The sequence below is a fragment of the Tessaracoccus luoxuelianae genome (assembly GCF_054483915.1).
The window spans coordinates 2827763-2849351 of the sequence record NZ_CM137013.1 but is presented as its reverse complement, the minus strand read 5'-3'; the positions used below and the strand labels follow the sequence as shown (position 1 = coordinate 2849351).

The 21589-nt window shown below is 70.4% G+C and carries 21 protein-coding genes; 14 read left to right on the top strand and 7 right to left on the bottom strand.

The window, feature by feature from the left end; translation table 11 throughout:
* The first annotated feature begins 21 nt into the window (after window positions 1-21).
* From ACX1D1_RS13095 to ACX1D1_RS13075, 5 genes are all read left to right on the top strand, one after another.
* A complete protein-coding gene (locus ACX1D1_RS13095; protein ID WP_182784525.1) occupies window positions 22-243 on the top strand; it encodes an acyl-CoA carboxylase biotin carboxyl carrier protein subunit in 222 nt (73 codons plus the stop codon).
* Window positions 243-1145, top strand: a complete 903-nt coding sequence (gene dapA / locus ACX1D1_RS13090) for a 4-hydroxy-tetrahydrodipicolinate synthase (RefSeq protein ID WP_255422401.1) — start codon at window positions 243-245, stop codon at window positions 1143-1145. The genes ACX1D1_RS13095 and dapA overlap by 1 nt, the downstream gene beginning before the upstream one ends.
* 102 nt (window positions 1146-1247) lie before the next feature.
* On the top strand, window positions 1248-1829 hold the full coding sequence (gene sigE / locus ACX1D1_RS13085; protein ID WP_220489611.1) for an RNA polymerase sigma factor SigE: 582 nt from the start codon (window positions 1248-1250) through the stop codon (window positions 1827-1829).
* Window positions 1830-1834: 5 nt separating this feature from the next.
* Window positions 1835-3253, top strand: a complete 1419-nt coding sequence (locus tag ACX1D1_RS13080) for an anti-sigma factor family protein (RefSeq protein WP_459054831.1) — start codon at window positions 1835-1837, stop codon at window positions 3251-3253.
* Between the two features lie 31 nt (window positions 3254-3284).
* On the top strand, window positions 3285-3695 hold the full coding sequence (locus tag ACX1D1_RS13075; protein WP_459054830.1) for a sec-independent translocase: 411 nt from the start codon (window positions 3285-3287) through the stop codon (window positions 3693-3695).
* A 12-nt stretch (window positions 3696-3707) separates the two neighbouring features.
* Here the strand turns inward: ACX1D1_RS13075 and ACX1D1_RS13070 are convergent, their stop codons facing one another.
* The 4 genes from ACX1D1_RS13070 to ACX1D1_RS13055 are packed head-to-tail and all read right to left on the bottom strand — an operon-like array spanning window position 3708 to window position 7032.
* Window positions 3708-4913, bottom strand: coding sequence for an Mrp/NBP35 family ATP-binding protein (locus tag ACX1D1_RS13070; RefSeq protein ID WP_459054829.1), 1206 nt, complete (start codon window positions 4911-4913; stop codon window positions 3708-3710).
* On the bottom strand, window positions 4900-5238 hold the full coding sequence (locus tag ACX1D1_RS13065) for a hypothetical protein (protein ID WP_459054828.1): 339 nt from the start codon (window positions 5236-5238) through the stop codon (window positions 4900-4902). Before ACX1D1_RS13065 ends, ACX1D1_RS13070 begins: the two co-directional genes overlap by 14 nt.
* A complete protein-coding gene (locus tag ACX1D1_RS13060; RefSeq protein WP_459054827.1) occupies window positions 5235-5753 on the bottom strand; it encodes a DUF1003 domain-containing protein in 519 nt (172 codons plus the stop codon). The genes ACX1D1_RS13065 and ACX1D1_RS13060 overlap by 4 nt, the downstream gene beginning before the upstream one ends.
* Window positions 5746-7032, bottom strand: coding sequence for a magnesium transporter MgtE N-terminal domain-containing protein (locus tag ACX1D1_RS13055; RefSeq protein WP_182784512.1), 1287 nt, complete (start codon window positions 7030-7032; stop codon window positions 5746-5748). The genes ACX1D1_RS13060 and ACX1D1_RS13055 overlap by 8 nt, the downstream gene beginning before the upstream one ends.
* A 29-nt stretch (window positions 7033-7061) precedes the next feature.
* Between ACX1D1_RS13055 and ACX1D1_RS13050 the strand changes: the two genes are divergently transcribed.
* The 3 genes from ACX1D1_RS13050 (at window position 7062) to ACX1D1_RS13040 (ending at window position 9367) form a co-directional block, all read left to right on the top strand.
* Window positions 7062-7976 carry an HpcH/HpaI aldolase/citrate lyase family protein gene (locus tag ACX1D1_RS13050; protein WP_182784510.1) on the top strand — a complete coding sequence of 305 codons (915 nt, stop codon included), beginning with the start codon at window positions 7062-7064 and terminating at the stop codon, window positions 7974-7976.
* Window positions 7973-8467, top strand: a complete 495-nt coding sequence (locus ACX1D1_RS13045) for a YflT domain-containing protein (protein WP_182784509.1) — start codon at window positions 7973-7975, stop codon at window positions 8465-8467. The genes ACX1D1_RS13050 and ACX1D1_RS13045 overlap by 4 nt, the downstream gene beginning before the upstream one ends.
* A 75-nt stretch (window positions 8468-8542) precedes the next feature.
* The gene (locus ACX1D1_RS13040; protein WP_182800792.1) at window positions 8543-9367 is read left to right on the top strand and encodes an alpha/beta fold hydrolase; all 825 of its coding nucleotides are present in this window, start codon (window positions 8543-8545) and stop codon (window positions 9365-9367) included.
* Window positions 9368-9370: 3 nt separating this feature from the next.
* Here ACX1D1_RS13040 and ACX1D1_RS13035 read toward each other — a convergent pair whose 3' ends face one another.
* Complete coding sequence (locus tag ACX1D1_RS13035; RefSeq protein ID WP_459054826.1) at window positions 9371-10804, bottom strand: aminopeptidase P family protein; 1434 nt, start codon at window positions 10802-10804, stop codon at window positions 9371-9373.
* A gap of 35 nt (window positions 10805-10839) precedes the next feature.
* Here ACX1D1_RS13035 and coaA point away from each other — a divergent pair, with 35 nt between their 5' ends.
* The 4 genes from coaA (at window position 10840) to ACX1D1_RS13015 (ending at window position 15456) form a co-directional block, all read left to right on the top strand.
* Window positions 10840-11802, top strand: a complete 963-nt coding sequence (coaA, locus tag ACX1D1_RS13030; RefSeq protein ID WP_370585816.1) for a type I pantothenate kinase — start codon at window positions 10840-10842, stop codon at window positions 11800-11802.
* 65 nt (window positions 11803-11867) lie between these two features.
* Window positions 11868-13700, top strand: a complete 1833-nt coding sequence (gene glmS, locus ACX1D1_RS13025; protein ID WP_459054825.1) for a glutamine--fructose-6-phosphate transaminase (isomerizing) — start codon at window positions 11868-11870, stop codon at window positions 13698-13700.
* 23 nt (window positions 13701-13723) lie between these two features.
* The gene (locus ACX1D1_RS13020) at window positions 13724-14074 is read left to right on the top strand and encodes a holo-ACP synthase (protein WP_182784499.1); all 351 of its coding nucleotides are present in this window, start codon (window positions 13724-13726) and stop codon (window positions 14072-14074) included.
* Window positions 14071-15456 carry an NAD(P)H-hydrate epimerase gene (locus tag ACX1D1_RS13015; RefSeq protein ID WP_459054824.1) on the top strand — a complete coding sequence of 462 codons (1386 nt, stop codon included), beginning with the start codon at window positions 14071-14073 and terminating at the stop codon, window positions 15454-15456. The genes ACX1D1_RS13020 and ACX1D1_RS13015 overlap by 4 nt, the downstream gene beginning before the upstream one ends.
* A gap of 1296 nt (window positions 15457-16752) precedes the next feature.
* On the opposite strand, the gene ACX1D1_RS13010 is transcribed toward ACX1D1_RS13015, so the two are convergent.
* Both ACX1D1_RS13010 and ACX1D1_RS13005 read right to left on the bottom strand, forming a co-directional pair.
* Window positions 16753-17340: a GNAT family N-acetyltransferase gene (locus ACX1D1_RS13010; RefSeq protein ID WP_459054823.1), complete on the bottom strand. Its 588-nt coding sequence runs from the start codon at window positions 17338-17340 to the stop codon at window positions 16753-16755.
* On the bottom strand, window positions 17337-18536 hold the full coding sequence (locus tag ACX1D1_RS13005; RefSeq protein WP_182799298.1) for a Dyp-type peroxidase: 1200 nt from the start codon (window positions 18534-18536) through the stop codon (window positions 17337-17339). The genes ACX1D1_RS13010 and ACX1D1_RS13005 overlap by 4 nt, the downstream gene beginning before the upstream one ends.
* A gap of 85 nt (window positions 18537-18621) precedes the next feature.
* Here ACX1D1_RS13005 and ACX1D1_RS13000 point away from each other — a divergent pair, with 85 nt between their 5' ends.
* A complete protein-coding gene (locus tag ACX1D1_RS13000) occupies window positions 18622-19122 on the top strand; it encodes a copper chaperone PCu(A)C (protein ID WP_370585814.1) in 501 nt (166 codons plus the stop codon).
* Between the two features lie 38 nt (window positions 19123-19160).
* On the top strand, window positions 19161-21587 hold the full coding sequence (locus tag ACX1D1_RS12995; RefSeq protein WP_182799300.1) for a glycoside hydrolase family 31 protein: 2427 nt from the start codon (window positions 19161-19163) through the stop codon (window positions 21585-21587).
* The last annotated feature ends 2 nt before the right edge of the window (window positions 21588-21589 follow it).

Sequence of the window (21589 nt, the reverse complement as noted above, 5' to 3'; positions counted from 1 at the left end):
GTGGCCAGTAGGATGACGCGCATGAGTCACGTCGTCAATGCTGAGATCGCCGCAACGGTGCTCTCAGTCTCAGTGGAAGCCGGCCAGAAGGTCCAGGCGGAGGACGCGGTCGTCGTGCTTGAGACCCTCAAGATGGAGATCCCGGTGCTGGCCGGGGTGTCCGGAACCGTCACGGAGGTGGTCGTGCGGGCAGGCGACGTGGTCCACGACGACGACCCGCTCTTCATCATCGCGGAGGACTGATGACCGACGAAGACATGCAGCCCCTGTTCGGACGCGTCCTGACCGCGATGGTCACGCCGTTCACAGCTGACGGATCGGAGGTGGACTATGCACAGGTGGCACGCCTGGCGGCTCATCTCGTCGACGATCTGGGCAACGACGGGCTCGTGATCAACGGCACGACGGGGGAGTCCCCTACCACCACGGACAAGGAGAAGCGTGCGGTGCTGGACGCCGTGGTGACGGCGGTGGGGGACCGGGCCAGCGTCATCGCGGGCGTAGGCACCTTCTCCACCGATCACTCCGTCGAGCTCGCCAGGCAGGCGGCCTCGGTGGGGGTCGACGGGCTGCTGGTGGTCACCCCGTACTACTCGCGGCCACCTGAGGACGCGCTCGAGGACCACTTCGTGACGGTCGCGGACGCCACGGACCTCCCTGTGATGCTCTACGACATCCCGCACCGATCGGGCCTGCCCATCCCCGAAGACATGCTGATCCGGCTGGACGCGCACCCGCAGATCCGGGCAGTGAAGGACGCCAAGGGAGCCATCGTCTCCTCCGCGACAGTCCTGTCGCGCACCAACCTCGCCTACTACGCCGGCGACGACGCGTTCCTCCTGCCGTTGCTCGCGGTGGGCGGCGTGGGCGTGGTGGGCACCTCGTCGCACTTCACGGCGCTGGCCATGCGCGAGATCATCGAGCACTTCCTCGCCGGCCGCGTGGAGGAGGCTATCCAAGCCAACCGGTACGCGCTGCCCGCCTTCCAGGGCGTGTTCGCGACTCAGGGCTGCATGATGGTCAAGGCGGCGCTCGCCGCCCGAGGCTTCGACGCCGGACCCTGCCGGGCGCCCATGGGGCGCGTGGCCGACGACATGCTTGGCCGGTACACGACGCTGCTGACGGACCTCGGATTCGAGGCGTAGGGAACAAACCGCGCCCGTTGAGCGTTGACTCCTAGTCGGCAGCCACACTCACAGGCTGCGCACAGGTGGAGCTGTCACCCTAGAGGTATGGAGAGGCGAGCGATGTTCAAAGGCACACGGTCGGCGAAGGCCGGCCAGGAGCCTGCCTGGACCGCGCCCACCTGGCAGGAACTCGTCAGAGATCATTCGGCGCAGGTGTATCGGCTCGCGTATCGTCTCACCGGCAACCAGCACGATGCCGAGGACCTCACCCAGGACGTGTTCGTCCGCGTGTTCAAGTCCATCCACACGTTCCAGCCGGGCACCCTCGAGGGCTGGCTGCACCGGATCACCACCAACCTCTTCCTGGACCAGGCGCGCAGGCGCCAACGGATCAGGATGGACGCGTTGAGCGTGGCCCCCGAGCATGTCTGGGGCGCGGCCACAGGGCCGGCAGAACTGCATGACGACGCTCAGCTGGACGCGGACGTCGCCGCGGCCCTGCGCTCACTGAACCCGGAGCAGAGGGTAGCCGTGGTCTTGTGCGACATCGAGGGCTTGAGCTACGAGGAGATCGCAAAGGTGCTCGACGTCAAGCTCGGCACTGTCCGCAGCCGTATCGCCCGCGGGCGCGCCGCGCTGCGCGACTCCCTCGCACACCGCGCCCCCAGCGAAGGGCGCAGCCGGTATCTCGGAGTCTCCTGAGTTCAGTGCACCGATGTGAGCGCTTCCGCCCCGACCTGTCGGCCTTCGCCGACGGGACGTTGGCGCCCAAGCGGTGGGAACAGGTCAGCTACCACCTGGCGGGCTGTGCCTCCTGCCGTGACGAGGTGGCGGCCATCTCCACGCTGTGCACAACCCTCAGTGGCTGCAGCCGCTCGGCGGCGCCGGACTCCCTGACCGCCAAGCTTGAGTCGATCGCCGGTGAGCACGCCGAGGCTCCCCTGTACATGGCCGCGGGGATGGGCGACCTTCCCTCCCTCCGACGCCGCCGCACCCGCCTCGCGGTCCGATCCGGCGCCGCGCTGCTGGCCGTCATGGTCTCCGTCGTGGTGTTGGCGGTGCTCGTGGCTCCAGACCCGGCCCGGTTGACCGACCCCGTGAAGTCCGCCCGTGAGCAGTACTCCATGTCGAGCTCCGCGATCAGCGTCACCGAGGCGGTGGGTGCCGTGCTGCTCGCCTACGAGCGTGGGGCGGACCTCGGCGAGTCCTCCAGCTACGCGCGCAGGGCCTCGCCCCACGGGGGCACAGAGCTCAGCGCCGAACAGGCCGCCGCCCTGCTCCGGGCCTCCACGGAGGCCGACCTCACCCTCACCGGCGTTCAGCGGGTCTGGATCTCCAACGGAGAGGGCCGCTACCGCACCGCGGACGTGCACACCACCAAGGTGGAGGGCCAGGGGGGCCAGCTTGAGGTGATGGACGCGCGGGGTGACCGGTTCAGCTCGAGTTTCCTACCCGAGTTCTCCGCCCGCCCAGTGGCCGCCCCAGAGCGCTGGAGCTTCACCCAGGGCGTGCTGCCCGAGCAGGTAGCCGGCCGGGCCGCAGTGCGGCTGGTGGCCTCAGACGGCGGGGGCGCCGTCGCCAGCTGGTGGGTGGACGCGACCAATGGTCTGCTGCTGTGGGGCGAGAGATATGACCCCACGGGGGCGGTGAGCCTCGCCGTCGGGTACACGCAGCTCAGTCTCGGCACAGCCCAGTTCCACGAGGACTCCCTCACCCAGCTGATCGCCCTCCAGCCGGCCACCGCCAGCGGCGCCGCCGGATGGTGCGTGGGACTCCCCACCTGTCCTCAGGAGATCGGCGGTCTGCCGCTGGTGGCCTACTCGTCCTCGGAGCGGCACGGCGCGACGTCGATGAATCTCGTCTACTCGGACGGCATCGAGACCGCCGTCGTCGGCTGGGCGGAGGGCGTTCTGGGAGACCATGTGACCTCCCGCACCGATCTGGCCTCGGGGCTCCCAACCGTGAGCCTCTGGCAGTCCGGGCCGGCCGTGGTGTCGGTGACCACGAACGGTTCCCCCGCGTTGCTCGCGGCCATCTCGGGCCAGCTTCCCGGCGAGGAGCCGTTCGCGCCGACGCTGCTGGACCGGGCCGCCGTCGGGTTCAAACGCCTGACCGGCGTGCGCTGAGGGTCGAAGTCGAGACTGTACCCTAGGGGACGTGTTCGGCATCGACGCGATAGACCTCGTCCTCATTCTCGTGCTGGGCGTCGTCATGTTCGGCCCCGAGCGGCTTCCTGAGTATTCCCGGAAGGCGGCGCGGGTGTTCATCTACCTCCGCGGGATCGCCAACAACGCCACCAGCACCCTGCGCACCGAACTCGGCGCGGACTACTCGGACCTTGAGCTTCGCGACCTGAACCCCAAGACGTTCATCGCCAAGCACATGCGCGAGGAGGTCGCCGCACTCGACGAGGCCCGCCGCGAGCTTCAGGCCGCCGAAGCCTCACTCAAGCAGACCACACGGGAGGCGGAAAAGGAGGCCGGCGCCGCCGTCGAGGCCATCCGGACGACGACGCCCGCGCTCCCGGCGCCGGTGGTCAACTCCCCGTTCGACCCCGACGCCACCTAGGACACCCGCCTGTCAGGTGGACAGGGGCAGGCGCGTTCCCAGCAGGCCGCGCTTCCTCGCCGCGACTTCGCCGGCCAGGGACACCATGGCCTGCGCGGCCGGATGCTCCGGATGGGTCTCGACGATCGGGCGGCCCGTGTCGCCGCCGCTGAGCAGCGTCTCGTCGAACGGGATCTGCGCCAGCAGCGGAACCTCGTAGACGAACCGCTCAGTGAGTGCCTCGGCCACCAGGGTGCCGCCCCCGGAGCCGAACAGCTCCAGCCGGTGCGGCTCGGAGCAGTGCGGGCACACCGTCTCCATCCAACTCATGTTCTCCACCACGCCGATGACCCGCTGCTCCAGAATGTGCGCCATGGTGCCCGCCCTTTCCGCGATCTCCGAGGCCGCGGACTGGGGAGTCGTCACCACGATGACCTCCGAGCCCGGGATCTTCTGGCCCAGGGACATCGCGACATCCCCGGTGCCGGGTGGCAGGTCGAGCAGGAGATAATCCAGGTCCCCCCAGTAGACGTCCGCGAGCAACTGTGTGAGGGCGCGGTCCAGGATGGGGCCGCGCCAGGCCACCACCTGATCCCGCGACGGCTTGAGCATGCCGATCGAAATCACCTTGAGGCCACCGAGGGCGGGCACGGGCAGGATCATGTCGTCGACGACGGTGGGCCGCGCGTCTCCCAGCCCGAGGAGGTCAGGGATGGAGTGGCCGTAGATGTCGGCGTCGAGGATGCCCACCGAGCGGCCCTGCGCAGCCAGGGCGAGGGCGAGGTTCACGGTGACGGAGGACTTGCCGACGCCTCCCTTGCCGGAGGCGATGGCCAGGACCCGGGTGAGGTTGCCGGGCTGGGCGAACGGGATGACGCGCTGCTTCTCGCCGCCGCGCAGCATGGTGCGCATCGCCTCGCGCTGCTCGTCGCTCATCACCCCCAGCTCCACCGCGACCGTCGAGACGCCGGCGACGGCGGAGACCGCCGTCGAGACGCGGGTGATGATCTCGGAGCGCATCGGGCAGCCGACCACCGTGAGGAGGATCCGCACCTGCACGGCGCCGTCGTCCGAGACCGCGACGTCGTCGACCATGCCGAGGTCCGTGATCGGACGCCGGATCTCGGGGTCCTCCACTCCGTGGAGGGCTGCGCGGATGTGGGGGAGCAGGGGGTGTTCGGTCACGATGTCCTTCAGGGTGCAGGGGTGGGCTGGCGAGGCAAGTCTAGGGGCGCTCATTGAGGGCATCGCCGAGGAGGACAACGCTGGTGGCCATCAGGGCGGGCAGCCACAGGCCAGACAGGCTGCCGAGCACCACGACTGCGGGGCCGACGACCAGCGCCACTGTGAGCCTCTCACGGTAGTTCAGCCTCTGCCGGGTGCCGGGCGCCAGAAGCTGCTTCCACAGCGCCAGGTAACCGAGCATGAACAGCGCGGCGACGGCTGCGCCCACCCACCAGCCGCCGGCGATCCGCCACAGCGCGACCCCGCCCAGCACCGTCAGGGCCAGATGGCCCACCAGCAGGACGACGCCGAACCACCGGATCTCGGGACGGGAGCTCAACGGAGCGCCTCGGGATCCGAGGGGGACCGTCCCGACGCCGTCCGGTCGAGGTGCTCGGCCAGCTCGCGGAGCTCCGTGCGCAGCTCACCGCGCACGAAGTCGCGGGTGGCGAGCTCCCCCAGGTGCATGCGGATGGAGGCGATCTCGCGGGCCAGGAAGTCCATGTCCGCCCGCGACTGTGCAGCGATCCGCCGGTCCTCATCCAGGCTCAACTTGTCGCGCACCTCCTGCCGGTTCTGCGCCAGCAGGATCAGTGGCGCCGAGTACGACGCCTGGGTGGAGAAGAACAGGTTGAGCAGGATGAACGGGTACGGGTCCCACTTGAGGCCGAAGAGCCCCACCAGGTTGATGGTCACCCACACGATGACGAACACCGTCATGTAGACGAGGAACTTGGCCGTGCCCATGAAGCGGGCGAAGCTCTCCGCGAAGCTGCCGAACGTCTCCGAGTCCACCGCGACCTTCGGCAGCCAGCTGCGCTCGCCCGGCTGGGACAGGGGGTTGCGCTCAGCCATGGCTCACCTCGGCGCCGGAGAGGTCCGAGGCCTCCACCTCGTCCATCTGGTCGCCGCGCCAGTCATCCGGCAGCATGTGGTCCAGCACGTCGTCGACGGTGACGGCACCCACCAGCAGCCCGGCGGCGTTGACGACGGGCGCCACCACCAGGTTGTAGGTGGCGAAGAAGCGGCTGACCTGCGCCAGCGGATCCGCCGGGGACAGGGGGTCGAGGTCCTGATCCAGCAGTGTGGCCACCAGCGTGGTCGGCGGCTCCCGCAGCAGCCGTTGCAGGTGCGCCGCGCCGACGTAGCGTCCGGTGGGGGTCTCGAGAGGGGGCCGGGTGACGAACACCATCGACGCCAGCGCCGGCGTCAGGGCGTCCATCCGGGCGAACGCCAGCGCCTGGGCCACGGTGGCGTCGGTGTCCAGCACGATCGGTTCGGGCGTCATCATGCCGCCGGCGGTGAACTCCTCGTAGACCAGCAGGCGGCGCACATCGGCCGAATCCTCCGGCTCCATCCGCTGGAGCAGTTCCTCGGCGATGTCCGGGGGGAGGTCGCGGAGGAGGTCCGCCGCGTCGTCGGGGTCCATCTCTCCGAGCACGTCCGCGGCCCGCTCGGTTCCGAGCGCGGAGATGATGTCGATCTGTTCGTCCTCGGGGAGTTCCTCGATGGCCTCCGCCAGCGACTCGTCGTCGAGGGCGTCCACGACGGCTGCCAGCGATTCGGGCTCGAGGTCGTGGAGTTCCTTGGCGACGTCGGCCGGCTTCATCTCGGAGAACTCGGCGATGAGATGGGCCGCGGTGCGGCCGCTGGCCAGGATCAGGTCCGGGATCTCGCGCCACGACACCAGCTGGGGTGCGCTGCGGCTCCCGAAGCCGAACCGCCCCGCGCCGCCGCTCGCGCGCAGCGCCACCGTGTCCAGCTCCCATTCCCGGTTGCGCACCATGTGCATGGACACGTCGAGGATCCGGGTGGGCCGCGCCCGCTCGATGCTCCTGTCGAACAGGTCGCCGGCCACCAGGAGCTCCGCCTCGCGTCGCTGGAAGCGCCGGGCGTCCACCTGCCCGGTGATGGCCACCTGGTTGGGGGTGATGTCGTGCACGCGGATCATGGGCACGAAGATCCGCACCCGGGCGAACAGCTCCGCCACGAGACCCTTCACGCGCGGAGCGCGTCCCTCGGTGCGCAGGTAGCACACCACATCCTTGACGCGACCCACCTGGTCACCGGCGGAGTCGACGAGGGGGAGACCGATGACCCGCGAGATGAAAACCTGCGTATCTTTGGCGGTCATAGGGCAAATCTAGCCGCAAGGACCCGACGATGAACCAACGCCCCGCACGAGCCCGCCGCACCGTGCTGTCCGTCCCGGCCTCCAGCGAACGCTTCCTGGACAAGTCGGTGGGGCTCGACGTGGACCAGGTCTTCCTGGATCTGGAGGACGGAGTGGCTGCGGCGGCCAAGGACGAGGCGCGTTCGCGCGCCGTGGAGACCCTGCGCGCCCGCACCTGGCTGGCGCCCACGGTGTCGGTGCGGGTCAACGGCTGGGCCACCCCCTGGACGTACCGCGATGTGATCGACGTGGTGGCTGGGGCCGGCGACCGCCTAGACACGGTGTTCCTTCCGAAGGTCACCTCGCCGGGCCAGGTGGAGGCGCTGGACCTGCTGCTGACCCAGCTGGAGCGCGCCCACGGGCTCGCCGTGGGCCGCATTGGGATCGAGGTCCTCCTCGAGGACGCCGTCGCCTTGACAAGGGCCGACGACATCGCCTCGGCCAGCCCTCGCCTGGAGGCGCTGCACATGGGCCCTGGCGACCTGATGGCCTCGCTCGGCCTTCCGTCGCTGCTGGTGGGAGGACTCAGCGGCGGATATCCCGGGGACCCACTGCACCACGCCTATGCCCGGATCCTGGTGGCCGCGCGGGCCCGGGGGCTGCAGGCCGTGGACGGTCCCTACGTCGCGGTCCATGACGCGGCCGGATTCCGCGCCTCGGCCGGACGCGCCGCCGCCCTCGGCTACGACGGCAAGTGGGTGCTCCATCCGGCCCAGATCGCGGCCGGGGCCGAGGCGTTCACCCCATCGCCGGAGGCCCTGGCGCGCGCGGAGGCGATGGTCGCGGCGGCCGCACGCGGAGCGGCCTCGGGGATCGGCGCCGTCCTTCTCGGCGACGAGATGGTTGATGAGGCGGGCGTAAGCTTGGCTCAGGCCACCTTGGCGCGCGGACGGAGGAGCACATGACCGAGCCGGCGAACCGGAAGCTGATGCAGCTGAACTACCCTCAGCACATCGCACAATTCGGCACCTACGACGAGGCACAGTCGGCGGTGGACTTCCTGGCAGACGAGAAGTTCCCCGTCCAGAACCTTCTCATCGTGGGCACCGACCTCAAGCTGCTCGAGCGGGTGACGGGGCGCCGCACCTGGGCCACCGTGCTCGGCGAGGGCGCCCTGTCCGGACTCAGTACCGGCCTGTTCGTCGGCGTGATGCTGATGCTCTTCGTGGGTAACGGCAACTTCGCCATGCTCTACGTCGGCCTCGCGATGGGCGTGGTCTTCGGTGTCCTGTTCCGCGCCCTGGCACACTCCCTCACCGGGGGTAAGCGCGACTTCAACTCCGCCCGGATCACGGTGGCCACGAGCTACGAGGTGCTCGCTGAGCACAAGGTGGCGCAGCAGGCCCGCGACATGCTGACGGCTCGGCCCGGCTCCCGCGCGGCCCTGTTCGAGTAAGTGCCCCGGGCTGCCGAGGAGCGGATCCCCCTCGGGTAAGTTGTCCCTCACCACCACTGTCCAAGGAGCACGTCGATGGATCTGAACTGGACCACCTACAACCCCGGCACCCCCGCGGAGCGCGTGCTGCTCGTCGGGCCCAGCCTCGGGGGCAACGCCGCCCATCAGTGGACCCCCGTGGCGGCCCAGCTGATCGACGATGCCCGTGTGGTCTTCGTCGATCTCCCGGGTACCGGGCTGGGGACGGTCTGGGACGACGCCGACGAGCCCACCCTGGACGCGGTGGCCGCAGGCATCGCGCAGGTCGCGGCCGAGGTGCGCGAGGAGGTGGGGGCAGAGGTGCCCGTCTACTTCGCCGGGCTGTCCATCTCCGGGGCAACCGCGCTGCACGTGGCGCGCGACTATGACAAGACCTTCTCGGGTGTCGTGGTGGTGGCGTCGGCCGCCACCGTCGGCGAGCCGGCCCGCTGGCTGGACCGCGCGGATCAGGTGGAGGCCACCGGCACCCAGCAGTTGGTGGAGGAGACCACGAAGCGGTGGTTCACTCCGATGTTCCGCGCCCAGCAGCCCGCCGTTGTGGACGCCGTGATGGAGGGGCTGTCCGCCGCGGACGACCACTCCTATGCCCAGCTCTGCCGGGCGCTGGCCGCCCACGACGTCCGGGACGACCTGCCCTACATCACTCTTCCCGTGGTGATGGTGGCGGGGGAGCGGGACACCTCCACCCCGATCGCCAACGTCGAGCTGGTGGCCGAGACGGTGCAGCGCGGCGAGCTGCACGTGGTGCCGGAAGCTGCGCACCAGGTGACGGTGGCGCGCCCCGCAGACGTGGCCCGCGTGATCCGGGGGCTCCTCACCCGCGGCCAGACCTCCACCGTGGTCTCGGAGTCCGAGGACTGAGCCTCAGCCGCGGCTCCGGGCCAGCCAACGCTCCACGTCGTCGGCGGTGCGGGGCAGCGCCTCGGACAGGTTCACCGGATCCGAGTCCGTGATGAGGATGTCGTCCTCGATGCGCACCCCGATGCCGCGGTACTCCTCAGGCACGAGCAGGTCCGTGGACTTGAAGTAGACACCGGGCTCCACCGTGATGACCATCCCGGAGCGCAGCGTGCCGAGGCGGTACTCCTCCGCTCGGGCGTGGGCGCAGTCGTGCACGTCGAGGCCGAGGTGGTGGGAGGTGCCGTGCACCATCCAGCGGCGGTGCTGGCCGCCGTCGGCCGACATCGACTGGGCGGCGCTGACGGGCAGGATGCCGAGCTCCTCGAAGAAGCCCGCCAGCACGGTGATGGCTGCCCGGTGCACATCAGCGAAGGCGGCCCCGTCGCGGCAGGCCGCGATGCCCGCGGTCTGCGCCGCGAGGACGGCCTCGTAGACCCGCCGCTGGGGCGGGGTGAAACGGCCGCTGACCGGGAGCGTGCGCGTGATGTCGGCCGTGTACAGGGTGTTGACCTCCACCCCGGCATCAAGCAGGAGCAGATCTCCGTCGCTGAGGTCCCCGTCGTTCCTGATCCAGTGCAGGGTGTTGGCGTGATCCCCGCCGGCGGCGATGGTGTCGTAGCCGATGGCGTTGCCGAGGTGCCGTGCGTGCAGCTCGAAGATGCCCTCGACCCACCGCTCGCCGCGGCCCTGCTCCACGGCGCGCGGCAGCTCGCGGGCAACGGCCTCGAAGCCGACGGCGGTGGCGGCGCAGGCACGCTGCAGCTCGGCCACCTCGAACTCGTCCTTGACGAAGCGGGCCTCCGAGGAGGCTCGCTCCAGTTCGGCGTCTCTCGAGAGGTCTTCGTCGGTGCGTGCACCGTCGACGAGGGCGGTGACCGCCGGGTCCGCCTCGCGGATGACGGCCAGCGGCCCCGACGCGTGGCCGATGACGTCCTCCAGTTCGCGGATGTCGCGGCAGGGGAGTCCGACAGCGGCCGCCATCTCCTCCAGCGAGTCGCGCCGGCCCACCCACATCTCGCCGTAGCGGGCGTCGGCGTAGAACTCCCGGTCCGTGCGCGGGGCGCGCGGACGGAAGAACAGCGTGGCGTCGTCGTCCTGGATGAGGAGCACAGCGTCCGGCTCCCTGTCCTCGCCGAGGCCTGTGTAGTAGGCGAACGCGCTATGGGGCCGGAACCGGTAGTCGGTGTCGTTGGAGCGGGGCTTCAGCGGACCGGCCGGTACAACGAGGGTGGTGCCGGCGAACTCCTGCGCGAGCTGCACCCGCCTGGCGGCCGCGTAGCGCGCGGCGGGCAGCCGATCGGGCAGTGCGTGGTGGTCCGGAGCCCATCCACTGACGATGAAGGTCTTGAACTCCTCGGAGTAGGGGTCGCGGCGGTTCCCGGAGCGGTCGTCGGTCATGCGCCCCACTGTACGCGGGCGCCCTTCCCTGTACGATTGCCGATCGACCCCACGAAGGAGTGCCGGTGACCGGACCGTACGTCACGCTCGAACGTCACGCGTGGGCGGCGTTGGCCGACGCGACGCAGATCGATCTCGATGAGGTCACCCTCGACAGACTCCGCGGCATCGGGGATCCCACCTCCCACCGGGACCTCGTGGAGGTCTACCGCCCGCTGACGCAGCTGCTCCACCTCTACATGGAGAACACCGGGAGGCTCTACTCGCAGAGCCATGACTTCCTGGGACTGGATGTGGACCGCACGCCGTTCGTCATCGCGGTGGCCGGGTCCGTGGCGGTGGGCAAATCCACGGTCTCGCGCCTGCTGCAGGAGCTGCTCCGCCGGGCGCCGGGGCAGCCGCGGGTGGACCTCATCACCACCGACGGCTTCCTCTACCCCAACGCCGAGCTGGAGCGTCGCGGTCTCCTGGAGCGTAAAGGATTCCCCGAGTCCTACAACCGGCGGGCGCTGCTGGACTTCGTCATCGACGTGAAGTCCGGCGTGCCGAGCGTGTTCGCACCCGTGTACAGCCACATGGTCTACGACATCGTTGCGGGCGAGCACATCGCTGTGGAGCGCCCGGACATTCTCATCATCGAGGGCCTGAACGTGCTGCAGCCAGCCCGAGTCGAGGCGGACGGGAAGCCGGGGCTGGCGGTGAGCGACTTCTTCGACTTCTCCGTGTTCGTCGACGCTCCCGAGTCGCACATCAAGCAGTGGTTCCTAGAGCGCTTCCTCACCCTGCGGCGGACCGCGTTCACCGACGAGCGGAGCTTCTTCAGGCGTTACGCGGAGCTGTCCGAAGCCGACGCCGTCGCGTTCGGCGCCCGGGTCTGGGAAGAGATCAACGGCCTCAACCTCCGCCTCAACATCGAGCCCACCAGGGATCGGGCCACGGCCATCCTCGTGAAGCGCGAGTCGCACGCAGTCGACTCGATCCTCATCCGCAAGGTGTAACCGCAGCGGATCCCTCACAGGCGCGGATGTCAAGAAACGCGCATTCATCATGTACGGTTTTTCGCGTGTGTGGAATCGTGGGATATCTCGGACAACGTGACGGACTCGATGTGGTACTGAGCGGGCTTCGCCGGCTCGAGTATCGCGGCTACGACTCAGCGGGTGTCGCCCTGCCGAGCGGGGGGCGCGTCGAGTGGCGCAAGAAGGCAGGCAAGATCGTCAACCTTGAGGCCGCCATCGCCGCGGATCCGCTTCCCACCGGGCACGTGGCCATCGGCCACACCCGCTGGGCCACCCATGGAGCGCCGACGGACCAGAACTCGCACCCGCACGTCTCGGAGCGCGTGGCCATCGTCCACAACGGCATCATCGAGAACCATGGCCAGCTCCGCGCCGAGCTGCCGGGCGTCGAGTTCTCCTCCGAGACCGATTCCGAGGTGGCCGCGCACCTGCTGCGACGCGAGCTGGAGGCGGGCCTGGACCTCCTCGCCGCGATGCGCGCCGTCGTCTCGCGCCTGGAAGGCGCCTTCACGCTGGTGGCCGTCGACGCCCAGGACCCGGACCGGATCGTCGCCGCGCGGCGCAACTCGCCGTTGGTGGTCGGCGTGGGGGAGGGCGAATGGTTCCTCGCCTCGGACGTGGCCGCGTTCATCGCCTACACCCGGGACGCCATCGAGCTCGGCCAGGACCAGATCGTCGAGCTCACCCCCGCCGGGGTCAGCGTGACCACCTTCGACGGCGCGCCGGCGCCGACCAAGGAGTTCCACGTCGACTGGGATCTGGAGGCCGCGCAGAAGCAGGGCTACGACTGGTTCATGCGCAAGGAGATCTTCGAACAGCCCCGCGCCGTGGCAGACACGCTGCTCGGGCGCCTCAACGAGCGCGGCGAACTTGTCCTCGACGAGATCCGCATCTCCCCCGAGATCCTGCGCCGGATCAACAAGATCGTCATCGTCGCCTGCGGCACCGCCTTCTACGCGGGCCTGGTGGCGAAGTACGCCATCGAGCACTGGACCCGCATCCCCTGCGAGGTGGAGGTGGCCTCCGAGTTCCGCTATCGGGACCCGATCATCGACCCGATGACGCTGGTGGTGACCATCTCCCAGTCCGGCGAGACCGCCGACACGCTGATGGCCATCCGGCACGCCCGGGAGCAGGGCGCCAAGGTGATCGCCATCTGCAACACCAACGGCGCCACCATCCCGCGCGAATCCGACGCCGTCATCTACACCCACGCCGGCCCCGAGATCGGGGTGGCCTCCACCAAGGGTTTCACCACCCAGCTGGTGGCCTGCTACCTGCTCGGCCTCTACCTGGCGCAGGTGCGTGGCATGAAGTACGGAGACGAGATCGGGGCACTCCTGGCCGAGTTGGAGCGGATGCCCGATGCCATCCAGGGCATGCTCGACAACCAGCAGCAGGTCCTGGACCTGGCGCGCGAGTTCGTCAACGAGCCCTCCGTGCTGTTCCTCGGCCGCCACGTGGGCTACCCCGTCGCGCTGGAGGGGGCGCTCAAACTCAAGGAACTGGCCTATATCCACGCGGAGGGCTTCGCGGCCGGGGAGCTCAAGCACGGCCCCATCGCGCTGATCCGCGAGGACCTGCCGGTGTTCGTCGTGGTGCCGCCCCGCGGCCGGGACCAGCTTCGGGACAAGGTGGTGTCCAACATCGCCGAGGTCCGGGCCCGTGGCGCGAAGACGATCGTCCTGGCCGAGGCCGACGACGAGGAGGCGCGTGCCGCGGCGGCGGTGTTCATCGAGCTGCCGAAGCTCTCCACGCTGCTGCAGCCGGTGGCCGCCATCATCCCGCTCCAGCTCTTCGCCTGCGAGTTGGCCACCCTGCAGGGCCACGACGTCGATCAGCCACGGAATCTGGCCAAGTCGGTCACCGTCGAGTAGGGGTTCAGCCCTAGAGTGGCGCCATGATCGTGGGTATCGGCACGGACCTGTGTGTCATCGAGCGTTTCCGGGACATGCTGGAGCGTCGCCCCGGCCTGGATGAGCGCCTTCTCACCCCGGCCGAGCGTGCTCTCTCCATCGAGTCCCAGGCCGCCCGGTTCGCCGCGAAGGAGGCGTTCGCCAAGGCGCTCGGCTCGCCGGGCGGCATGCGATGGCTGGACTGCGAGGTGGTCAAGAACGCCGACGGCGACCCGGCCTTCCGCAACGCCGGGTCCGTCGCGGCCAGGGTGGAGGCGCTGGGCATCCGCCACATCCATCTGTCCATCAGCCACGACGGTGGCTTCGCCACGGCGATGGTGGTGTGCGAAGCATGAGGCCCGTGGTGACCGCGGCCGGGATGCGCGCGGCCGAGGCGAGGGTCTTCGCCGCCGAGCCAGGCGTGGACCTCATGGGACGAGCCGCGGCCGAGGTGGCCCGGGTGGCCACCTCCGTCGCCCCGGAGGGCCCGGTGCTGGTGGTGGCCGGGCCCGGCAACAACGGGGGAGACGGACTGTTCGCCGCCGCCCAGCTCGCCCAGCGCCGCGCCGTCGCTGTCTGGTGCGTGGCCGGCAGCGCGCACGAGGGTGGCCTCGCCGCGGCGCGGGCGGCCGGCTGCCAGGTGGTGGAGGCGACGGCCGCCGTCGAGGCCCTCGCGGAGTGCGCCCTGGTGATCGACGCGTTCACCGGCCTGGGATCGCGGCCCGGGCTGCCGCCTGTGGTCGAGACCATGGCCGACGCGTGCGCGGACCTGGGTGTGCCCGTGCTGTCGGTAGATCTGCCCAGCGGCCTCGACGCGGACTCCGGGGCGACGCATCCGAGTTTTCGCGCCGCCCGCACCGTCACGTTCGCCGCACTGAAGCCCTGCCACGTGCAGGAGCCAGCCGCCTCGCGCTGCGGCCAGGTGCACGTCGCCGACATCGGCGTGGAGGCAGACGCTCCGCTGCTGCAGCAGGCCGAGGTGGCCGACGTGGCGCGGTGGTGGCCCGCGCCGGTGCCCACGTCGGACAAGTACACCCGCGGAGTGGTGATGATCGACACCGGCTCCGACCAGTACCAGGGCGCCGCGATCCTCGGCGTCTCGGGTGCCCTGCATGCCGGGGCCGGCATGGTGCGCTACACCGGTCGCGTGGCCTCCGGACTGATCCTGTCGCGGTTCCCCAGCGTGGTGATCGGCGAGGGGCGCGCCCAGGCGATGGTGGTGGGTTCCGGGTGGGGCGACGGTGAGGGCACCGAGGGGCGCGTGGCGAACGCGGGACTCCACGAGGTGCCTACCGTCGTCGACGCCGACGCGCTCACCTCGCTGCCCGCGGGGCGACTCGACGGGTGGCTGCTCACCCCGCACGCTGGCGAACTGGCCCGGATACTGGGCTGCACCCGTGCCCACGTCGAGGCGCATCCGCTGGTGTGCGTGCGGGAGGTGTCGCGGCAGACGGGCGCGGCGGTGCTCCTCAAGGGGGCCACGCAATACGTGGCTGAGCCGTCGGGGCGCGTGACCATGGCGGTGAGGGGGCCCGCCTGGACCGCCCAGGCCGGATCCGGTGACGTGCTGGCGGGGATCTGCGGAGCCCTGCTGGCTGCGGGGCTCCCGGCGTGGCGGGCGGGCGTGTTGGGTGCCAGCGTCCAGGCCATCGCCGCCGAGCGGAACCCCGGCCCGTACCCGCCAGACGCGCTGGCGGCGAGGCTGCCCGCCGTGATCGCTGAACTGGCAGGACGGTAGCTCCTGAGGAGGGTCGCCCGCGGAGCGTTGCCTGTCCCTTCGCTCCCTGAGGAGGGCCACCCCCCTCGCTCCCTGAGGAGGGCCGCCCGCGGAGCGGCGTGGCCTGTCCCCTTCGCTCCCTGAGGAGGGCCGCCCGCGGAGCGGCGTGGCCCTGTCTCGAAGGGTCGTGACTACCACCTTCACGCAGTTCTTGTGGTCGGGTGTGGGGAGCCGTGAGTCGATGTCCGGGCGGCCGTTGTCCAGAGTCTTGCTGATCGCCGCCGGTGGATCTGGGGTCGGGTGGTTGAGGCCGCCCGGGCATCGTCTCCCGTCTCCCCGCACTCGTCCTGTCTGTGGGGTTGCCTGGTCCCGGGTGCGGGCCGGCAGGGCGGCGTTGGGGCCGGGTCTGCTCGGGCGGGATGCCGGTTGGGTGGGCGTCGGGTTGGGCACCGCTGCGCAGTGCCGCCCTGCTGCCCCCACCCTCGCTCCCAGTCGCGGGACCCTCCGTCGATTGAGAATCGATCATGCCCGCGGAGCCGCGCAGCCCGCGTCGAAGCCAACCCGGCCTACCCCGACAGCTGGGTGAGCCGGGCGCGCGCGAAGCGCCGCACCCGCGTCGAAGCCCCTGGCACCCGGTCCGGTGTCTCGACCGACGCCCCGCCTCCACGAATTGGGACACGTGCTCCAAGAACCCAAGCGGAGCGCGGCCGTCGCGGTGATGGGACGGGTGCCCTGACGGAAGTTCGTTCCCTGACGTCCCGCGTCGCGAAGCGACCGCAGGACCTCTCGAGGGGTCAAAAACCCGCACATAGACACAAGGGTGAGGGACGGCAGGGCGGCACTGCGCAGCGGTGCCCAACCCGAGGATCACCCAACCGGCATCCCGCCCAAGCAGACCCGACCCCAAGGCCGCCCTGCCGGCCCACACCCGAACCAGGCAACGCCACAGGAGGACCGAGTGCGGGGAGACGGGAGACGATGCCCGGGCGGCCTCCACAACCCGACCACCGATCCACCGGCGGCGATCAGCAAGAGCATGGACAACGGCCGCCCGGACATCGACTCACGGCTCCCCACACCCGACCACAAGAACTGCGTGAAGGTGGTAGTCACGACCCTTCGAGACAGGGCCACGCCGCTCCGCGGGCGGCCCTCCTCAGGGAGCGATGGGGACAGGCCCCGCCGCTCCGCGGGCGGCCCTCCTCAGGGAGCGAAAGCACGGCCCACGCCGCTTCGCGGGCGGCCCTCCTCAGGGAGCGAAGGAGATAGGCCACGCCGCCGGGACCGGAGCCCCTGATGGGGAGCGAAGGTGACCGCCTAGTCCTGGCGCAGCGGGGCCGGGCGCCACATGCCCACGGCGGGCATCTGAGTGCCGGTGAACCGGCACATGTCCACGAAGCCGAGGCGACGGTAGAGGGCTGCGGCCCGTTCGGTGGACGCCTCGAGATAGACCGGCTCGGCCACCGTGCCGAGGCGGTACTCGAGGAGCGCCCGGCCAACGCCCCGGCCCTGCGCAGCTGACGACACGCCTACATAGCCCAGGAACCAGTGCGGCACGGGCGGCCGGTGCCGGGTGAGCTCGCGTTCGACCCGCAGCATGGTGACGGCGTGACTCCCGAGGGTGCTCCAGAGGCCCGCCAGGTGTCTCGCCGCTGCCGCGATTCCGTCGACATGAGAGCCTGGCGGCTGCCAGAGTCCGGCTCCGAGCACGGTGGTGCCGTCGACCGCCACATCGACCGTCCACGCGCCGTCGAGCTCATGGCCCATGTAGGCCCGCACCCGCCGCGCGCGCTCGCCGGACGGGAGGAAGGCGAAGGTGGGATCGTCGGTGAACGCATCCGCCAGCGCCTCGGCGGCGCCGGGGAGGTCCGATGGCCGGGCCGGACGGACGAGGGGTGCGGTCATTCGAGGAGTCCTTGCGCGAGGTAGGAGTCCGGCCCGAAGCCAGGCGGGATCGCGAATACGGCAGATCCGATGGCCGTGGTCCATTCGTTGAGCGCGTCACCGTGGTCCAGCATTCGCTGAACCGGGATGTACTGCTCCGCGATGTTGGCCTGGAAGGCGCCGAAGATCAGCCCCGCCGTCGAGACGGGGGCGCCATCGGCCCACTCGTCGTGGGTGTAGTTGAGCCCGCGGCGCAGCATGGTGCGGCCCGAGTTCTGCGACGGATGGGCGCGGCGGGCGTGGGCGTCCGCCGCGATCACGGGCACCCCGTCGGCCATGGCCTCGAGGTCCAGGGCGTCGTGCTCGGCCTCTCCGGTGAGTGGCGCCCCCGTGTCGAGGCGCCGGCCCACGGACTGCTCCTGGCGGTCGCGTGTGGCATCGTCCCACTCGTCCAGGTGCATCTCGATGCGGCGGATCACCAGCTGGGTGCCTCCCGAGAGCCAGCCGTCCTCGGAGAACACGGCGCGGGTGAGGGCGTCGTCGGTGGGGTTGGCTGTGCCGTCAACCTGACCGAACAGGTTGCGGCCGGTCGCCGGGTTGCCCTCGGCGTCGACAGGGCGCCACGAACCGCCCTGGACCCACCGGCTGGTGGCGAAAGGGCCGGCGTCTGCGGTGAGCCGGCGCGCGGCGTGTGCTGTGGTGGTGGCGTCGTCGGCGGAGATCCAGACGAGCAGGTCCCCGCCGGACCAACGCTGCTGGAGTTGGTCGTGCTCCATCGGGGGGATCTCCTGGAAGCCAGCGGGGCGCTGGGGGTTCAGACCGTCCAGGTCGAAGATGCGCGGGCCGAGGCCGACCAGGACGCTGAGCGAGGCGCCGGCCTGGGCGAGGTCCGGGGCGGAGTCTCCCGGGGCTGGGCGGCCGGCCATCAGCGCGGCGATGTCCGCGCTCCACACGCGCATGAGGCGTCCGAGCGCGGAGCGGTCCGTCTGGGGGAGGAGGTCGAAGGCGATGAGGTGGCCGACGGCGGGCTGCGCTGTCAGGATGCCGGATTGATGCACGCCGTGGGCCGGGTACGTCTGACCGCCCACTGAGGATGTCGCGGCGTCCTCCGCTGCCCCTCGGGACGCCCGACCGGCGACCACACCGGCAGCGCCGCCCAGGGTGGCGGCACCGGCGTAGCCGAAGACCCCACGACGGGTGACGTGCTGCGTGGACATGCGGCGCAGTCTACCCGCGGGACCGATGTCCACAGACCCCGGTGGGGTACCCCCGGGGGTATCAAAATTCGGCTATGATCCCAGGGTGAACTGGAAGCTCGCTGTCCCCGTCCTCGCCGCCGTCGCCCTCGCCGCCTGCTCCCAGGCCGAGAGCGCCACCCCCGGCATCCTCGCCGCGGATCCCTGGGTTCGGGCCACCGTCGGCACCGAGATGCCGGAGATGACCGCCCTGTTCGTCAATCTCACCAACCCCTCCGAGGAGGACCGGATGCTGGTCTCCGCGGACTGCGGGGATGTCGCGGCGAAGGTCGAGCTGCACGAGATGGTCAAGGTGGACGGCCAGATGGTGATGCAGGAGGCAGAGGGAGGGCTCCCCATTCCCGCGGGGGAGCACCAGCACCTGGCGCCCGGCGGGCCGCATGTGATGCTGATGGGCCTGACCGGCGAGCTTGTTGCCGGAGGCGAGGAGATCGAATGTAGGTTGGAGTTCGACGACGGACAGACCATCGACCTCGTCGCCCCGGTGAAGGAGTTCACCGAGGAGCAGGACACCTACCACACGCACGCACCCACCGAAGACAGCTGAGGCGCCGCCGGCGGTCGGCCGCCGAGGAGAGGACGCCCATGTTCGCGATGTCGGACGGCCAGCCGGCCCCAGCCCATCCAGATGCCGTCATTGCCGGGGCCACGTACCGCATCACAGTGCTCACCAGCCGGCTGCTGAGATTTGAGTGGCACCCGGAGGGACGCTTCGTCGACGAGCGCACCCAGACCGTCGTCAACCGCTCCTTCGAGGTGCCTGAGTTCACCGCCGATGTCGTGGGCGGGTCCCTCGAGGTGCGCACGGATCACCTGCGCGTGCGCTACGACGGCGGGCCTTTCAGCGGCTCCGGGCTCAGCGTCACCCTGACCCGTGGCGCATCCGATCCGCACTACTCTACGTGGCGTTTCGGCGAGAGCTACCCGCAGAACCTGCCCGGTCGCGGCAACCTGCTCGGCACGGCCCGCACCCTCGACGAGGTGGACGGCGCCTGCCCCCTGGAACCGGGCATCCTCGCCACCTACGGATTCGCCGTGCTGGACGACTCCACCTCGGTGCTGCTCTCCCCGGACGGATGGGTGGCCGGGCGTGAGGGCAGCGGCCGAGACCTGTACCTCTTCGCCCACGGACGCGACTATCGGGGCGCGCTGTCCGACTACCACCGCCTCACCGGCCCCGTCCCGCTGGTGCCCCGCTTCGTCCTGGGCAACTGGTGGAGCCGCTACTGGCCCTACCGGGCCGACGAGTATCTGGGTGTGATGGACCGCTTCCGGTCCGAGCGGATCCCGCTCTCGGTGGGCGTCATCGACATGGACTGGCACGTCGTCGACGTCGATCCGGAGCTTGGCACCGGCTGGACCGGCTACACGTGGAACCGTGAGCTGTTCCCGGACCCGCAGGCCTTCCTCGCCGCCCTGCATGAGCGCGGGCTCGCCGTCACCCTCAACCTGCACCCCGCAGACGGAGTCCGTCGGCACGAGGAGGCCTACCCGGCCGTGGCGGAGGCGGTAGGGATCGACCCGGCAACGGGCGCCGCCGTCGAGTTCGATGTGACGTCCCGAGAGTTCGTCGACGCCTACCTCAGGCACCTGCACCATCCTCTGGAGGACCAGGGCGTGGATTTCTGGTGGATCGACTGGCAGTCGGGTGGCGCGACTGCGGTGGCCGGGCTGGACCCGTTGTGGATGCTCAACCACATCCATTACCACGACTCCGGCCGGGGTGGGCGGCGGCGCCTGACGTTCTCGCGCTACTCAGGCCCCGGCAGCCACCGATACCCCGTGGGCTTCTCGGGCGACACGATCACCACGTGGGACTCGCTGGACTTCCAGCCGTACTTCACCGCCACGGCCGCCAACATCGGATACCCGTGGTGGAGCCACGACATCGGCGGGCACATGTTCGGCAGCCGCGACGTCGAGATGGCGGTGCGGTGGTTCCAGCTGGGCGTCTTCTCGCCGATCAACCGGCTGCACTCCTCGTCGAGCCCCTTCGCGTCGAAGGAGCCCTGGGGCTACGGGCCTGAGGCCGAGCGGATCATGGCCGCGTTCCTCCGGCTCCGTCACCGCCTGGTGCCCTATCTCTATACGGCGGCCTGGGCAGCGCACGCGGAGCAGGTGGCCCTGGTGCGGCCGATGTATCACGACCACCCGGATGTCGCGGCGGCCTACGAGGTGCCCAACCAGTCGATGGTGGGAGAGCACCTGCTCGTGGCCCCGCTCACCTCGGCGGAGGACGGCGCCTCGCACCTGGCCTCCACTCGCGCCTGGCTCCCTGAAGGCTCGTGGATCGACCTGTTCACGGGCCACCGCCACGACGGGGGACGCACGGTGGTCCTGCATCGCGGGCTCGGCGGGTATCCGGTCCTGGCAAGGGCGGGCGCTGTCATCGCGCTCAGCGCGGACCCGATGGCCGACGTGTCCGAGTCCCCCCGGGCGCTGGACCTGCGCGTGGTGCCCGGCACCGCAGTGTCGCACCTGGTGGAAGACGACGGGAGCGCGGCACCCGGGCCCGAGGCCCGTCGCCAGGTTCGGATCGAGCAGGTGCTCGACACGCACCCCGACGGCACCGCCACGCTCACCGTGACCCTGCGGCCCGGCCCCGGCGCGGCGCCGGACCACAGGACGGTCGCCCTCGACGTGGTGGGAGTAGAGTCCGTCGAACAGGTGGAGGTGTGGGTGGGCGGCATGGTGCAGCACGTCGACCACCCGGTGCGGATCACCGACGAACTTCTCGCGCCCGCGCTCCGGGTGAGGCTGGGGGAGGTGGACCTCGGTTCGGTGGTCGCTGTGCGCCTGGGTGGGGCGAGGCGGTCGCCTCGCGACGTGGCGGGCGACGCGTTCGCGCTGATCGACGCGGCCGAGATCGAGTTCACGGCCAAGGAGGCGGCGTGGCGGGCCGTCACGGGACTGAGCGGATGGGCGATGGTGCAGCAACTCGCCACCGTCGACATCCCGTCGTCTCTGAGGGACGCGCTCGTGGAGGTTGCTGCAGCCGGCGAGGTGTGGTGAGC

What these genes read in the sequence shown, in the direction of transcription:
- ACX1D1_RS13095 (WP_182784525.1), top strand. Translation starts at nt 22, where the DNA reads ATGAGTCACGTCGTCAATGCTGAGATCGCCGCAACGGTGCTCTCAGTC.
- dapA (WP_255422401.1), top strand. Translation starts at nt 243, where the DNA reads ATGACCGACGAAGACATGCAGCCCCTGTTCGGACGCGTCCTGACCGCG.
- sigE (WP_220489611.1), top strand. Translation starts at nt 1,248, where the DNA reads ATGTTCAAAGGCACACGGTCGGCGAAGGCCGGCCAGGAGCCTGCCTGG.
- ACX1D1_RS13070 (WP_459054829.1), bottom strand. Translation starts at nt 4,913, where the DNA reads ATGAGCGCCCCTAGACTTGCCTCGCCAGCCCACCCCTGCACCCTGAAG.
- ACX1D1_RS13060 (WP_459054827.1), bottom strand. Translation starts at nt 5,753, where the DNA reads ATGGCTGAGCGCAACCCCCTGTCCCAGCCGGGCGAGCGCAGCTGGCTG.
- ACX1D1_RS13055 (WP_182784512.1), bottom strand. Translation starts at nt 7,032, where the DNA reads ATGACCGCCAAAGATACGCAGGTTTTCATCTCGCGGGTCATCGGTCTC.
- ACX1D1_RS13050 (WP_182784510.1), top strand. Translation starts at nt 7,062, where the DNA reads ATGAACCAACGCCCCGCACGAGCCCGCCGCACCGTGCTGTCCGTCCCG.
- ACX1D1_RS13045 (WP_182784509.1), top strand. Translation starts at nt 7,973, where the DNA reads ATGACCGAGCCGGCGAACCGGAAGCTGATGCAGCTGAACTACCCTCAG.
- ACX1D1_RS13040 (WP_182800792.1), top strand. Translation starts at nt 8,543, where the DNA reads ATGGATCTGAACTGGACCACCTACAACCCCGGCACCCCCGCGGAGCGC.
- ACX1D1_RS13035 (WP_459054826.1), bottom strand. Translation starts at nt 10,804, where the DNA reads ATGACCGACGACCGCTCCGGGAACCGCCGCGACCCCTACTCCGAGGAG.
- ACX1D1_RS13020 (WP_182784499.1), top strand. Translation starts at nt 13,724, where the DNA reads ATGATCGTGGGTATCGGCACGGACCTGTGTGTCATCGAGCGTTTCCGG.
- ACX1D1_RS13015 (WP_459054824.1), top strand. Translation starts at nt 14,071, where the DNA reads ATGAGGCCCGTGGTGACCGCGGCCGGGATGCGCGCGGCCGAGGCGAGG.
- ACX1D1_RS13010 (WP_459054823.1), bottom strand. Translation starts at nt 17,340, where the DNA reads ATGACCGCACCCCTCGTCCGTCCGGCCCGGCCATCGGACCTCCCCGGC.
- ACX1D1_RS13005 (WP_182799298.1), bottom strand. Translation starts at nt 18,536, where the DNA reads ATGTCCACGCAGCACGTCACCCGTCGTGGGGTCTTCGGCTACGCCGGT.
- ACX1D1_RS12995 (WP_182799300.1), top strand. Translation starts at nt 19,161, where the DNA reads ATGTTCGCGATGTCGGACGGCCAGCCGGCCCCAGCCCATCCAGATGCC.